Origin of the sequence: Bradyrhizobium lablabi, assembly GCF_001440475.1 — a bacterium.
GTDB classification, from domain to species: Bacteria; Pseudomonadota; Alphaproteobacteria; order Rhizobiales; family Xanthobacteraceae; genus Bradyrhizobium; species Bradyrhizobium lablabi.
Genome location: NZ_LLYB01000131.1, coordinates 85,471 through 98,543, shown reverse-complemented (window position 1 = coordinate 98,543; position 13,073 = coordinate 85,471). Strand labels below are relative to the sequence as shown.

Here is a 13,073-nt window from a genome sequence, read left to right as displayed (position 1 = left end):
ATGGGTGCAATCCTTCGGGACGCGATCCGGCATCGTCGCCAGCGTGACCGGTNGACGGCACCATCGTGCCTGTGATCGGCAACCAGGGCTGGTTCGAATATGGCGGCCGGCTCGGCTTCCGCATCACCAAGGGCTGGGTTGCCGACCTCTTCCTCAACGGCACCGCCGGCCCGCAGCCGATCGGCAACACGCTTCACGGCGGCGTGGGACTGCGGATCAGTTATTGAGGGGATCTGCAGGGTGGGCAAAGGCGCATTTGCGCCGTGCCCACCATCCATCCGCAATTGTTGTCGTGAGTGGTGGGCACGCGGAGCCTGTCAACGGGCGCGCATTCGCGCGACCCGTTGGCTTTGCCCACCCTACGACACTCTACTACGCCGCGCTCTTGCCTTCATACGCATGCTTCAGGCCGTCGATGTCGAGCTTGACCATACCCAGCATCGCCTGCATGGCGCGTTGCGCACCGGCCTTGTCCGCGCCGCCGAGATATTTGGGCAGTGCGGTTGGCACGATCTGCCACGACACGCCGAAGCGATCCTTGAGCCAGCCGCATCTGCTGGGCTGGCCGCCATTCGCCAACAGGCCATCCCAGAGCCGATCGACCTCCGCCTGGTCGGCGCAATCGATCTTGAAGGAGACCGCGTGGGTGTATTCCATCTTCATACCGCCGTTCAGCGCCATGAAGCGCTGGCCGGCCAGCGTGAAATCCACCACCAGCACGGTGCCGGCCTTGCCGCCGGGGCTATCCGTGGTGTTGCGCTGGACCTTCTCGATCCGGGAATCCGGCAGCAGCGAGACGTAGAAATTCGCGGCCTCCTCGGCCTCGCCGTTGAACCACAGGCAGGGGGAAATCTTGGACATCGATAAACTCCGGTTGCCGATGCTTCGATCTGTCAGGCGGCGGGCTGTGCGGCGGTGGCAGCCGCAACATCCATCCACATCACTTCCCAGTGGTGACCGTCGGGATCCTCAAAGCTGCGGCCGTACATGAAGCCGTAATCCTGCTTCGGGCCCGGATCGGCGCCGCCGCCCGCGCCTTGCGCCTTGGCGACCATGTCGTCCACCGCATCGCGGCCGTCGGCGGAAAGGCAGATCAGAACCTGGCTGGTGGCCTTGGCGTCGGCGATCTTCTTCGAGGTGAACTGCCGGTATTTGTCGTGCGTCAGCAGCATGATGTAGATGGCTTCTGAAAAAACCATGCAGGACCCCGTATCGTCGGAGAATTGCGGGTTCTTTTCGCCGCCGATCGCAGAATAGAAGGCGGTCGAACGGGCGAGATCGCTGACCGGCAGGTTGACGAAGATCATTTTGGCCATAATGGGCTCCTTTTCACGGGGTTCGAGCCAAGGACGGACCGGCCGACCGGGATCCGACATCCAGCTTGAAATAATTTTTTTGGGGAACTGACCATAACCGGACGTCATTGCCTGCGACAAACGCGAAGCGTTTGCGCGAGGGAACGCAAGCGACGAAGCAATCCACCTATGCGTTATGCCGCGCTATGGATTGCTTCGCTTTGCTCGCAATGACGGGCGAGCGAGGACGTCAGGTCGCGATCGGGGGCGGCATGGTGAGAAACGCCCGCGTCACGTGCCAGAACAACTGCCGGTTGATCGCGAGCGTCACCGAATGGGCGGTGCCGGGCAGGATGACGAACTGGCGGTCGCCATTGGGCAGCTTGTTATAGAATTCCTCGAGGTCGGCGACGGTGGCGATGCCGTCATATTCGCCGCGCACCAGCAGCACCGGCGCCAGCACCTTCTCCGGATGCACCACCGGCAGATTGGCGGTCATGTCGAGATAGGTGCCCGTCGGGATCTGGTCGCCGAACTGCATCTCGGCATCCGCCAGCACCTCCATGACAGCCGGATCGGAGGTGCCGGGCTTGTCGCGGGTCGCGATCGAACGGATCATGTCGCGGTCGCGCTTGCGCATGTTGTGGGCGCGGAAATAGTCGAGCTGCTCAGCCCGCTTGGTCAGGGTCGGCGACCCCTCGCCCTTGTAGGTGAAGGCGGCGAACACCAGGCGATCGACCCGCTCGGGCGCCACCATGGCGTAGGCGCCCGCTCGCAAGGCACCCGAGGACTCGCCGACAAAATGCACCTTCTGTTGCCCGGTCTCGCGAACAATCAGTTCGACCGCGCCCCTCAGATCCTCGACGCCGCTGGCGATATCGGAATTGCCCGAGCTACGGCCGGACTTGCCGTAGTTCTCGTGGTCCATGGTCCAGCAGTCGAAACCGTGGCGGGCGAACTCGTTCATCGCGGAATATTCGCCCTTGCCGGGCACGTTGAGATCGAACACCCGCGACGTCACCGACGAGCCATGGACAAAGAACACCACCGGCCGCGCCGGTTCGCCGGGCTTGGGCGCGCCGATCCGCTTGCGGAACATCCACAAGGGAATGTCGCCCTTCTTGGTCCAGTATTCGTTGCTCCAGATCTCGCCGCCCTCGGATGGAGCCACCGTCGCCGCTTGCGCCGGCATCGTGGCGGTCGCCGCCACGCCGAGGCCAAGGCCCTTCAGAACCGTGCGCCGCCCCACCAGACTTTCGGAACCTGTCATCGCTTCATCCCCGCGTCACATTTTTCTTCAGTGAAGTTTATTGGGCGAAGCTTAGCAGCGGATATCCGTTCTGAAGCCGGTGCCCGCCGCGCCGCACGAACACGATCGCGCGAGCAGGCGGGTTGTGCACAACGTCTACCGCAACCAGCCTAGCTACCCTTGAAGTCGGGCTTGCGCTTTTCGGCGAACGCCTTGACGCCTTCTTTCAGATCATCGCTGTCGCGGACGACATCGAGCAGCCGGCGCACGTCGGCAACCGTTTCCAGCGGCCCCTTCGGCATGGACTCGCGGGCGAGCTTTTTCAACGCCCGCACCACCAGCGGCGCGTTCGCCGCGATCTTGGCCGCCATCTCCTGCGCGAGCGCGACGTGCTGCCCCTTCGGGGCAACCTTGTTGACGAAGCCGATCTGGTAGGCGCGCTCCGCCGACATTTCCTCGCCGACCAGCAAAAACTCCATCGCGATCTTGTGCGGCATGCGCGCCATCACCGAGGAGACGCCGCCGGCGGTGGTGCCGATCTTGCCCTCGGGGTAGATGAAGCGCGTCGTCTCCGACGCCACGCACATATCGGCCATCTGCACCAGCACGAAGGCGCCGCCCACGACCCAGCCGGATGTCGCGGCAATGACCGGCTTGTCGAGCTCGACGCCCAGTCCGGGCACGGCGTGCCACATGTTGACGGGGAGATCCCCGACGTCGGCGCCGACCGAAAAATATTTCTCTTCGGACGACGCCAGCACGGCGACGCGGTCGTCGCTTTCGTCAAAGCGGAACCAGGCTTCGCGCAGTTCGTCGCACAACGCATTATTGAGCGCGTTGTGCGCCGAGGCGCGATCCATGGTGATGGTAGCGACGTGGCCCGCGCTCTCGTAGCGAACAAGCTTCATGGGATTCCCCCGCGCCATCCGCACGACGGCGGCTTTTGTTTTTTTACTTCTTCTCGGCGGGATCGCGGTGCACCGGATCGACCCACAGCACGGTCTCCGGCTTTTCCACCGGCTCGATGTCGAGGTTGATGGCGACAGCTTCGCCGTCAGAGCGCACCAGCACGCATTCCAGCACCTCGTCGCGGCTGGCGTTGATCTCCTGGTGCGGCACGTAAGGCGGCACGAAGATGAAATCGCCGGGACCGGCTTCCGCAGTGAATTGCAGGTGCTCGCCCCAGCGCATCCGCGCCTTGCCCTTCACGACATAGATGATGCTTTCGAGATGGCCGTGGTGATGTGCGCCGGTCTTGGCGTCGGGACGGATCGTCACAGTGCCCGCCCATAATTTCTGCGCGCCGACGCGGGCGAAATTGATCGCGGCCTTGCGGTCCATGCCGGCGGTCGAGGGCACGTTGGGATCGAGCTGATTGCCGGGAATGACGCGGACGCCGTCGTGCTTCCAGCGCTCGGCATCGCCGTGCGAATGATCGTGGGAATGGGTGTGATCGTGAGTGCCGCTCATCTTGTTGCTTTCTCAAGGGTCTGATTGCCGGACGGTACATAAAACCGCGATGGCAAACCAGCCAAATCGGGGAACTTTTGAGCCGGTCTTGTATGCGCGTTCTTCTTACCTCGCCCCTGCCTTGCGGAGAGAGGGAGTTCAGCTACCGCCGCTTTTCCATCACATCCGGATTGACCACGTTGGTCGGCGTGCCTGCCGCATACGCCACGATCTGATCGAAGATATCCGTGAACTGGATTTCGTATTCGTCGCGCGAGACGTAGCCGAGATGCGGGGTGCAGACCACATTGTCCATATTCAACAGCGGATCGTTGACGTCGCGCAGCGGTTCCTTCTCGTAGACATCGACCGCCGCCATGCCGGGGCGTCCGGCGCGGAGCGCATTGACCAGCGCGTTCGGCTCGATCAGCGGCGCACGGCTGGTGTTGACCAGCAGCGCCGTAGGCTTCATGCGCGCGAGATCTTCGGCCTTGACGATACCGCGCGTGGCATCGACGAGGCGCATGTGCAGCGACAGCACGTCGCAGCGCTCGAAGAAATCAGCCTTGCTGGCGGCGGTCGCGTATCCATCGGCTCTAGCCTTCGCCATCGCCGGCTCGCGCGCCCATACCAGCACGTTCATGCCGAACGCCTTGCCGTAGCCGGCAACGACGGCGCCGATCCGCCCGTAGCCATAAATACCAAGCGTCTTGCCGCGCAGGGTGTGGCCGACGCCGATCTGCCATTTGCCAGCCTTGAGCGCCGCCATCTGCTGCGGAATGGCGCGCATCGCCGCCAGGATCAGGCCCCAGGTGAATTCGGAGGTGGCATACGACGGTGTATCCGCATGCTGGCTCGATGACACGATAATGCCGAGCCGCGTGCAGGTGTCGATGTCGATATGCGGATAGACGCTGCGCTGGCTGATCAGCTTCAGTTTCGGCAGCCGCTCCAAGAGCGGCGTGCGGATCTGTGTCCGCTCGCGGATCAGCACCAGCGCTTCGGTGTCCTTCAGGCGGTCCACCAATGCGTCGACGTCCTGGACGTGATCGTTCCAGATGGTGACGTCGTGCCCGGCGAGCTTGCGGAAGCAATCGAGGGTGCGCACCGTGTCGAAATAATCGTCGAGGATCGAGATCTTCACGATGCGCTTCCCCGCTTGCGCGTTACTTCACCGCCAGCAATTCGACGTCGAACATCAGCGTCGCGTTCGGCGGAATGACGCCGCCGGCGCCGCGCGCGCCGTAGCCGAGCGCGGGCGGAATGATCAACGTGCGCTTGCCACCGACCTTCATCGAGGCGACGCCCTCATCCCAGCCGCCGATCACCTGGCGCTGGCCGATCTTGAACTCGAACGGCTCATTACGGTCAACGGAAGAATCGAACTTCTTGCCCTTCTGGCCGTTCTCGTAAAGCCAGCCGGTGTAGTGCATGACGCAGGTCTGGCCGGTCTTCGGCGTGGCGCCGGTGCCTTCCTTGCTGTCGATGATCTGCAAACCTGAAGCTGTGGTCATGGGTTTTCCTGCGGTCTGGGCCGATGCCACCCTGATGGCAACGGGCGTGGAAACCGCCGCTGCCACGGTGGCACATGCGGTCCGGATAATCGTGCGTCGGGAGAAGCGCATCTCAGTATACCTCGTTCGAGAGACCGACGTCTCCATAGCGTTTTCGAGCGAAGTGGATACCGGTTCGCATGAAGAAAACGCGTCAAAATTAAGAATCTAGAGCTTCGGTTCTGATCCTTTCAGAACCGAAGCTCTAGCCCAGAGCGGGCGGTTTCCCTAGCCATTTTTCAGCGGCCAGCCATGCTGCCGTCGCGATCGATGGCGAAATCGTGCAGCAGCGGCGAGGTTTTCCCGGCGATCAGATCGCCGATCAGCCGCGCGGCGAGAAAACTGAACGTGATGCCGTTGCCGCCATAGCCATAGGCCGCATAGATGCCCTTTGCGCCGGGGACGGGGCCGACCAGCGGCAATCCGTCCTGCGTGGTACCGAACGTGCCTGCCCAGCGGAATTCGATGTCGGTCTTCGCCACCGGCCATAGTGCTGCGAGCCTTCGCGCGAGGATGCCTGATTTTTCCGAAATCAGACGATCGCGCGCCTCCGGCTCGATAATTGCGCTGCTGTCCTCGCCGCCGATGATGATGCGTCCCGCCCGCGTCGTTCGCGCATAGAGATAATCCTTCGCGTCCTCCCAGATCAGCGTGCCGTCGTTCCAGACGCTTTGCGGCTGTGGCACGGTCGCGATCGCCCAGCTCGACGACACCGCATGCACGGAAGACTGCACGATGTCGGGCATGACATAGCCGGTGGCAAGAATGACGGATCGCGCCTCGATCTCGCGATTGTCGCCAAGACGGACGTTGACCATGCGCCCGGCGGCTTCGAACGCGACGGCCTCTGCTTCGAACAGCCGCGCGCCGCGCCCGATCGCAGCCTCCAGCATTCCATGCGCCAGTTGCACGGGATCCGCATCGGCCGCCCCCGATGAAACGATCGCAGCGGCACGCACAATGCCAAAGCCGTCGCGCAGCCTGCCGTGGTCCAGAAATTCGCCCGGCAGGCCGGCGCGCATCCGCCAGCGATGCTCCTCCATCAGATCGGCGCTGATCTCGTTCGCCGCGAGATAGAGCGAGTTCTTGTCCCGCATGCCGCAGACAATGCCGAGTTCGGCCACCCGCGATTTCAGGCCAGCGACGGCCTCAAGGCTGGCGCGATAGACCCGCGCCGCGCGTTCGAAGCCGCAGGCCTCGCTCAGGTGCCGAAGCGGCTGATCGATTTCCCACAGCAGCATCGAGGTCGAGGCGGCGGTGCTGCCGCGGCCGGGCAACTCGCGATCGATGATGACGACATCCAGGCCTTGACGCGTCAGACGTTCGGCGACCATCGAGCCTGTGATGCCGGCGCCGACGACCAGCGCGTCGCATTTGAGATTTTCGCTGACCTCGTGACGCGGATGATGTCCCGGCTTCGCAAACCAGGGCGAATGCCCGCCGCGCAGGTCGGCCTGATCGAAATCCTCGGGATCGAGTGAGCTGATGATAGCCCCCTGAAAACAGGCGGCCATCTCTCCTGACAAGAAGGACGGCCCGCCGCATCGTCATAACGAATGCGAGGGGCCAACGGTTCCTGCGGCGGCGACCGCGCGGGGCTCAGTAGCCTAGCGCGCAACCGTCCTTGCGGGGATCGGAGCCGCCGGTCAGCGTGCCCTTCTCCCAGTCGATCCAGATCGCCTGGCCGCCGCCGAGCGGTCCGACCACGCTGGTGGTCTTGTGGCCGATCTTCTTCAGGCCTTCGACGATCTCGGCCGGCACGCTGTCTTCGAGCTGGTAGACGCCCTCGTAGTGCAGGCCGCGCGGCATATCGATGGCTTCCTGCACGTCGCAGCCATAGTCGAGGATGTTGGTCAGCACATGGGTCTGGCCCACCGGCTGATACTGCCCGCCCATCACGCCGAACGGCATCACCGCACGGCCGTTCTTGGTGGCGAGCGAAGGAATGATGGTATGCAGCGGCCGCTTGCCCGGCGCGATGCAATTGGGATGGCCGGGTTGAATCCGGAAACCGCCGGCGCGGTTCTGCAAGAGGATGCCGGTCTTGTTGGACACGATCGCCGAACCGAACGAATGCGCGATCGAGTTGATGAACGAGCAGACGTTGCGGTCCTTGTCCACGACTGTGATGTAGACCGTCGACGGATTCATCGGCGGCGCGACGTTCGGCAGGTCGAGCAGCCGGTCCATCTTGATGTTCTTGATGTGCTCCTCGGCGAACTCCTTGGCGAGGATGCCGGCGACGTCGACATGAACCTGCTGGGGATCGCCGATATATTGCTCGCGCATCATGTAGGCGATGCGCGCGGCCTCTGCCTCCAGATGGAAGCGCTCGATGCTGAGCGGCTTGAACTTGGTCAGGTCGAAGCGCGAGAGGATGTTCAGCATCACCAGCATGGTGATGCCAGGGCCGTTCGGCGGGCACTGCCAGACGTCATGGCCCTTGTACATCGTGCCGATCGGCGATGTGGTTTCGGTCGAATGCGCGGCGAAATCTTCCAGCGTATGCAGGCCGCCGATGCCGCGCAGGGTTTCCACCATGTCGGCGGCGATCTCGCCGCTATAGAACGCGTCGCGGCCGTTCTTGGCGATCGCGCGCAGCGTCTTGCCCAGTTCGGGCTGATGGATCACGTCGCCGGCGACCGCAGGCTTGCCGTGTGGCAGCAGATAGCGCTCGGTGTTGGTGCCGTTCTTCAGCTTCTCGAACTGGTTCTTCCAGTCGAAGGCGATGCGCGGGGCGACGACATAGCCTTCCTCGGCGGCCTTGATGGCGGGCTGCAGCAGGGTGTCGAGCCCCATCTTGCCGTGGTCGCGCAGGATCGTGTCCCAGGCGTCGATCGCGCCGGGAATGCTGACCGCATGCGCCGAGGTCAGTGGCACCGAATGGATCTTGCGCTCCAGGTACCATTCGGCTGTCGCGGCCATCGGCGCGCGACCGGAGCCGTTATAGGCGACGATCTTGCCCTCGCCCCTTGGCTGGATCAGCGCAAAACAATCGCCCCCGATGCCGGTCGATTGCGGCTCGATGACGCCGAGCAGCGCGCAGGCTGCCACCGCAGCGTCCGCCGCGGTGCCGCCGGCGCGCATCACGTCGATGGCGACCAGCGCGGCGTCCGGATGCGACGTCGCCACCATCGCGTTCTGGGCATGGACCGTCGAGCGGCCGGCGAAATGGAAATTCCTCATCGCGAGTGCTTTCTTTCAGCGTTTCTTGAGCATCCCGCGGGGAGCATCAGGGGCGGGTTTACAGACGGTTCTTTGGCATATTCATCCCCGGCAGGGCAATGGTTGGCATGCCAGCGGGGCGTCAGGGCCAATGTGCGGAATATGCAGGGCTTTACGGGGTTTCCCCTGCCCGGCCTGCCTGATAAATGGTCGCCATGCCGGTCAAGGTCGCCGCCTTCTATCAATTCGCCCCGCTGCCGGACTTCCGGGAGTTGCGCGAGCCGCTGCGTGCGATAGCCGCAAGCCTCGGGATCAAGGGCAGCGTGCTGCTCGCCAATGAGGGTATCAACGGCACGGTTGCGGGCAGCGATGAGGGCATTGACGCGCTCGTCCAGGAGTTGCAGCACGGCGCCCTTTTCGGCGGCCGGCTCGGCAATCTCGAACTCAAGTTTTCGGGCGCTTCCGAGATGCCGTTTCAACGGTTGAAGATCCGGCTGAAGAAGGAAATCGTTACGCTGGGAGACACGACGGTCGACCCGACACGGCAGGTCGGCACCTATGTCGAACCGTCGGAATGGAACGCACTGATCGCCGCTCCCGACACGCTGGTGATCGATACCCGCAACGCCTTTGAGGTGGCGATGGGTACGTTCGAGGGCGCGGTCGATCCCGGCATCAAGAGCTTTGGGCAGTTCAAGGAGTTCGCCGCGGAGAAACTCGACCCGGCGAAGCACAAGAAGATCGCGATGTTCTGCACCGGCGGCATCCGCTGCGAAAAGGCCAGCGCCTATCTGCTGGCGCACGGATTTTCCGAGGTCTATCACCTCAAGGGCGGCATTCTCCGCTACCTGGAAGGGGTACCGGAACAAGACAGCCGCTGGCGCGGTGAATGTTTCGTGTTCGATGAGCGCGTGGCGCTGGGCCACGGCCTGCGGGAGCGCGGCGATGGCTCGCATGAGTGAAGTCGATAGATTGAGCGATCGCATCGACAGCTTGAACGATCGCATCGATTCGCTGGAGATGCGGCTGACCTATCAGGACGTGACCATCGAAACATTGAACCAAACGGTCACGACGCAGTGGACCGAGATCGACAGGCTGACGCGGAAGGTCGCAGAACTGAAAGAGCGCCTGCAAGAAGCCGAGAACAACATGCCGGGCCCAACAAACGAACGGCCGCCGCATTACTAAGGCTCGCTCGGCCAAACAAAAGCGGCCCCTTAGGGAAGGAGCCGCTCCTGCCGCGCGACCATGCGCGGGGTTGAGATGAGGGCTGCGCTAACGGAAAACCGCGAGGACCTTGTTCCACAGCGATGGGTTCTCATGTTCGCGATCGGCTTTCGACGGCGCCGGCTGCGCGGCGCTCACAGGGTCGGATGCCGGGAACGTATCGACCAGTCCGGCCTCGAGCTTTTCGTGGGTTTCCCGATCGGCCTTCTGCGCTTCGCGGGGATCTTCGGCGTGTTTGTCATGCGCCGCAGGATTGAATTTCTCAGCCATAGGTACCTCCATGGCTGAGATAACGGCTCGATTTTGCGCAGGTTCCTCGCGCGCGCCATGCATCGCTTCTTGGCCAATCGGGAACCTGCGTGTATCAGAGGCGCCATAGTAGCCCTGCCGCAGGAACCTTTCGTTTTGTCCCAGAAACCCGCCGTGAAACCCTTTCTCGAAGTGCTGTGCGGCCGCAGGCAGACGGTGCCGCCGGTCTGGATGATGCGGCAGGCCGGCCGCTATCTGCCGGAATATCGTGAACTGCGCGCCAAGGCGGGCGGCTTCCTCGATCTGTGCTTCACGCCAGAATATGCCGCCGAGGTGACGCTGCAGCCGATCCGCCGCTTCAACTTCGACGCCGCGATCATCTTCTCCGACATTCTCGTGATTCCCTACGCGCTCGGTCGCTCGGTGCGCTTCGAGGCCGGCGAAGGCCCGCGGCTCGATCCGCTGGACACGCCGGAGCAAGTGGCAACGCTTGCGCGCCATGCCGATTTCGGAAAACTCGAGCCGGTCTATGAAGCGTTGCGCCGCGTGCGGCGGGAACTCGCATCCGACATCGCGCTGATCGGTTTCTGTGGCGCGCCGTGGACTGTCGCAACCTACATGGTCGCAGGACAGGGCACGCCGGACCAGGCGCCCGCGCGCATGATGGCCTATCGCCATCCCGAAGCGTTTGCTGAAATCATCGACGTATTGGTGGAGAATTCGATCCAGTACCTGCTTGGCCAGCTCAAGGCCGGTGCCGATTGCCTGCAGATCTTCGACACCTGGGCCGGCGTGTTGCCGCCGCGCGAGTTTGAGCGCTGGTCGATCGAACCGGTGAAACGCATCGTCGCCGGCGTGCGCGCGCAAGCGCCCGATGCCAAGATCATCGGCTTTCCCCGCGGCGCCGGCGCGCTGTTGCCGGCCTATGTCGAGGCAACCGGCGTCAATGCCGTCAGCATCGACTGGGCGGCCGAGCCTTCCATGATCCGCGAGCGCGTGCAGACCCGCGTCGCCGTGCAGGGCAATCTCGATCCGCTGGTGCTGATCGCAGGCGGCGCCGCGCTCGACCGCGCCGTCGACGACGTGCTGGCGAACTACGCGCAGGGCCGGCTGATCTTCAACCTCGGCCACGGCATCCAGCCGGAAACCCCGATCGCGCATGTTGAGCAGATGCTGAAGCGCGTGCGCGATTATAAGGGGTAGCCTACCGCGCATCCTCCAAAATCATGTCGGACGCCTTCTCGGCGATCATGATGGTCGGCGCATTGGTATTCCCCGACATCAGATCCGGCATGATCGACGCATCGACGACGCGCAATCCTTCGATGCCGCGCACGCGCAAACGCTGATCGACGACCGCGAGCGCATCGCTGCCCATCCGGCAGGTCGAGGTCGGGTGATAGACCGTGCTGCCGGTGCGGCGGCAGAAATCAAGCAACTCGTCATCGCTCTGCACCTTCGGGCCGGGATCGACTTCACCAACCGCATAGGGCTTCAGCGCAGGCGCCGCGAGGATCTTGCGCAAAATCCGGATGCCGTCGATGAAGGCGCGGCGGTCGGTTTCGGTCGCGAGATAATTGATGCGGATTTCCGGCGGCACGGACGGATCGGCGCTCTTGATGCGGAGCGAACCGCGGCTTTCGGGACGCAACTGGCAGACCGATGCCGTGAAGCCGGACAGCGCGTGAAGTTTCTCACCCATCTTGTCGGTCGAGAACGGCAGGAAGTGGATCTGGATATCCGGCGAGGCCAGCCGCGGGCTGGTCTTGAAGAACGCCCCTGACGTGCCGGCCGCAATCGTCAGCGGCCCCTTGCGCAGGGCTGCATACTGAAGGCCCGCCATCATCTTGCGGAAGGGATGATTGACCACGTCATTCAGCGTGACCTTTTGCGCACAGCGCGTGATCAGGCGCACCTGCATGTGGTCCTGCAGATCGTTGCCGACGCCGGGTGCATCGAGCACGATCTCGATGCCATGCTGTTTCAACAGATCGGCAGGTCCGACGCCGGAGAGCTGCAGCAGTTGCGGCGAATTATACGCCCCGCTGGAAACAAGAATCTCCTTGCGCGCCCGCGCCGTGCGGACGCGACCTTCCTGCTTGTATTCGATAGCTTTCGCGCGACGTCCTTCGAACAGGATGCGCTGCGCCAGCGCTGAAGTCTCGATATGAAGGTTGGGCCGCGTCCTGGCAGGACGGAGATAGGAAAATGCGGAACTGGCGCGGCGCCCGCGTCTTGTCGTGGTCTGAAAAAATCCCGCGCCTTCCTGGGTGACGCCATTGAAATCGGGATTGGTCGGAATGCCGGTCTCCGCGGCGGCAACGACAAAGGCTTCCGACAACGGATCGTGATGCCGCCAGTCGGACACCGGCAGCGGGCCGCCGCTACCGTGATATTTGTCTGCGCCGCGCTGCTGGTTCTCGGCCTTCTTGAAATAGGGCAGCACGTCGTCATAGCCCCAGCCGGCATTGCCGCGCTGGCGCCAGCGATCGTAATCCTCGTGCTGACCGCGCACGTAGAGCAGGCCGTTGATCGAACTGGAGCCGCCGAGCACTTTTCCGCGCGGCTGGAACACCTGACGCCCGTTCAAGCCAGGTTCCGGCTCGGTTTGGTACATCCAGTTGACGGATTTTTCCTTGAACAGTTTGCCGTAGCCGAGCGGCACGTGGATCCAGAGATTGGTATCCTTCGGCCCCGCCTCCAACAGCAGGACAGAGTGTTTGCCGTCGGCACTCAGCCGATTGGCGAGCACGCATCCGGCCGAGCCGGCGCCGACGATGACGTAATCGAATTCGGAAGCATCATTGTTCTTGTTCATTTTGTTTCCCCCGCAAGCGGACAGAAGAGGTAGCGGGGCTGCCACAGGCGGTCAATTCCCTCCCG

General features: G+C 63.3%; 15 protein-coding genes. 4 read left to right on the top strand and 11 right to left on the bottom strand.

Features of this window, described 5'->3' with window-relative positions:
* Positions 1-372: 372 nt before the first annotated feature.
* The 7 genes from CQ14_RS39065 to CQ14_RS39035 form a co-directional block, all read right to left on the bottom strand.
* Positions 373-861: a VOC family protein gene (locus CQ14_RS39065; protein WP_057863057.1), complete on the bottom strand. Its 489-nt coding sequence runs from the start codon at positions 859-861 to the stop codon at positions 373-375.
* Between the two features lie 32 nt (positions 862-893).
* Positions 894-1,316, bottom strand: coding sequence for a VOC family protein (locus tag CQ14_RS39060; protein ID WP_057863056.1), 423 nt, complete (start codon positions 1,314-1,316; stop codon positions 894-896).
* A gap of 229 nt (positions 1,317-1,545) precedes the next feature.
* Positions 1,546-2,565: an alpha/beta hydrolase gene (locus CQ14_RS39055; protein ID WP_057863055.1), complete on the bottom strand. Its 1,020-nt coding sequence runs from the start codon at positions 2,563-2,565 to the stop codon at positions 1,546-1,548.
* Positions 2,566-2,714: 149 nt separating this feature from the next.
* Positions 2,715-3,452 carry an enoyl-CoA hydratase/isomerase family protein gene (locus CQ14_RS39050; protein WP_057863054.1) on the bottom strand — a complete coding sequence of 246 codons (738 nt, stop codon included), beginning with the start codon at positions 3,450-3,452 and terminating at the stop codon, positions 2,715-2,717.
* Positions 3,453-3,495: 43 nt separating this feature from the next.
* Positions 3,496-4,014 (bottom strand): cupin domain-containing protein, encoded by a 519-nt coding sequence (locus tag CQ14_RS39045; RefSeq protein ID WP_057863053.1) that lies wholly within the window; start codon positions 4,012-4,014, stop codon positions 3,496-3,498.
* A 142-nt stretch (positions 4,015-4,156) separates the two neighbouring features.
* The gene (locus tag CQ14_RS39040) at positions 4,157-5,137 is read right to left on the bottom strand and encodes a D-2-hydroxyacid dehydrogenase family protein (RefSeq protein WP_057863052.1); all 981 of its coding nucleotides are present in this window, start codon (positions 5,135-5,137) and stop codon (positions 4,157-4,159) included.
* Between the two features lie 22 nt (positions 5,138-5,159).
* Positions 5,160-5,573, bottom strand: a complete 414-nt coding sequence (locus CQ14_RS39035) for an FKBP-type peptidyl-prolyl cis-trans isomerase (RefSeq protein ID WP_245320880.1) — start codon at positions 5,571-5,573, stop codon at positions 5,160-5,162.
* On the opposite strand from CQ14_RS39035, the gene CQ14_RS39030 reads away from it, so the two are divergent.
* Positions 5,506-5,718, top strand: a complete 213-nt coding sequence (locus tag CQ14_RS39030; protein ID WP_057863050.1) for a hypothetical protein — start codon at positions 5,506-5,508, stop codon at positions 5,716-5,718. The genes CQ14_RS39035 and CQ14_RS39030 overlap by 68 nt on opposite strands.
* 67 nt (positions 5,719-5,785) lie before the next feature.
* Here CQ14_RS39030 and CQ14_RS39025 read toward each other — a convergent pair whose 3' ends face one another.
* Both CQ14_RS39025 and ggt read right to left on the bottom strand, forming a co-directional pair.
* On the bottom strand, positions 5,786-7,060 hold the full coding sequence (locus CQ14_RS39025; protein ID WP_082650235.1) for an NAD(P)/FAD-dependent oxidoreductase: 1,275 nt from the start codon (positions 7,058-7,060) through the stop codon (positions 5,786-5,788).
* An 85-nt stretch (positions 7,061-7,145) separates the two neighbouring features.
* Positions 7,146-8,732 (bottom strand): gamma-glutamyltransferase, encoded by a 1,587-nt coding sequence (gene ggt / locus CQ14_RS39020; protein ID WP_057863049.1) that lies wholly within the window; start codon positions 8,730-8,732, stop codon positions 7,146-7,148.
* A gap of 194 nt (positions 8,733-8,926) precedes the next feature.
* Here ggt and trhO point away from each other — a divergent pair, with 194 nt between their 5' ends.
* Both trhO and CQ14_RS39010 read left to right on the top strand, forming a co-directional pair.
* Entirely contained in the window at positions 8,927-9,673 is a 747-nt protein-coding gene (trhO, locus tag CQ14_RS39015) for an oxygen-dependent tRNA uridine(34) hydroxylase TrhO (protein ID WP_057863089.1), read from the top strand.
* 10 nt (positions 9,674-9,683) lie between these two features.
* Positions 9,684-9,902, top strand: coding sequence for a SlyX family protein (locus CQ14_RS39010; protein WP_057863088.1), 219 nt, complete (start codon positions 9,684-9,686; stop codon positions 9,900-9,902).
* Between the two features lie 87 nt (positions 9,903-9,989).
* On the opposite strand, the gene CQ14_RS39005 is transcribed toward CQ14_RS39010, so the two are convergent.
* A complete protein-coding gene (locus CQ14_RS39005) occupies positions 9,990-10,211 on the bottom strand; it encodes a hypothetical protein (protein WP_057863048.1) in 222 nt (73 codons plus the stop codon).
* A gap of 57 nt (positions 10,212-10,268) precedes the next feature.
* On the opposite strand from CQ14_RS39005, the gene hemE reads away from it, so the two are divergent.
* Entirely contained in the window at positions 10,269-11,393 is a 1,125-nt protein-coding gene (hemE, locus tag CQ14_RS39000; RefSeq protein ID WP_082650237.1) for a uroporphyrinogen decarboxylase, read from the top strand.
* A gap of 1 nt (position 11,394) precedes the next feature.
* On the opposite strand, the gene CQ14_RS38995 is transcribed toward hemE, so the two are convergent.
* The gene (locus tag CQ14_RS38995; RefSeq protein WP_057863046.1) at positions 11,395-13,008 is read right to left on the bottom strand and encodes a GMC family oxidoreductase; all 1,614 of its coding nucleotides are present in this window, start codon (positions 13,006-13,008) and stop codon (positions 11,395-11,397) included.
* Positions 13,009-13,073: the final 65 nt, after the last annotated feature.

Excerpts from the sequence above, each read along its gene's own strand:
- CQ14_RS39065 (WP_057863057.1), bottom strand. The coding sequence starts at position 861 with ATGTCCAAGATTTCCCCCTGCCTGTGGTTCAACGGCGAGGCCGAGGAG.
- CQ14_RS39060 (WP_057863056.1), bottom strand. The coding sequence starts at position 1,316 with ATGGCCAAAATGATCTTCGTCAACCTGCCGGTCAGCGATCTCGCCCGT.
- CQ14_RS39055 (WP_057863055.1), bottom strand. The coding sequence starts at position 2,565 with ATGACAGGTTCCGAAAGTCTGGTGGGGCGGCGCACGGTTCTGAAGGGC.
- CQ14_RS39050 (WP_057863054.1), bottom strand. The coding sequence starts at position 3,452 with ATGAAGCTTGTTCGCTACGAGAGCGCGGGCCACGTCGCTACCATCACC.
- CQ14_RS39045 (WP_057863053.1), bottom strand. The coding sequence starts at position 4,014 with ATGAGCGGCACTCACGATCACACCCATTCCCACGATCATTCGCACGGC.
- CQ14_RS39030 (WP_057863050.1), top strand. The coding sequence starts at position 5,506 with ATGGGTTTTCCTGCGGTCTGGGCCGATGCCACCCTGATGGCAACGGGC.
- CQ14_RS39025 (WP_082650235.1), bottom strand. The coding sequence starts at position 7,060 with ATGGCCGCCTGTTTTCAGGGGGCTATCATCAGCTCACTCGATCCCGAG.
- ggt (WP_057863049.1), bottom strand. The coding sequence starts at position 8,732 with ATGAGGAATTTCCATTTCGCCGGCCGCTCGACGGTCCATGCCCAGAAC.
- trhO (WP_057863089.1), top strand. The coding sequence starts at position 8,927 with ATGCCGGTCAAGGTCGCCGCCTTCTATCAATTCGCCCCGCTGCCGGAC.
- CQ14_RS39005 (WP_057863048.1), bottom strand. The coding sequence starts at position 10,211 with ATGGCTGAGAAATTCAATCCTGCGGCGCATGACAAACACGCCGAAGAT.
- hemE (WP_082650237.1), top strand. The coding sequence starts at position 10,269 with ATGCATCGCTTCTTGGCCAATCGGGAACCTGCGTGTATCAGAGGCGCC.
- CQ14_RS38995 (WP_057863046.1), bottom strand. The coding sequence starts at position 13,008 with ATGAACAAGAACAATGATGCTTCCGAATTCGATTACGTCATCGTCGGC.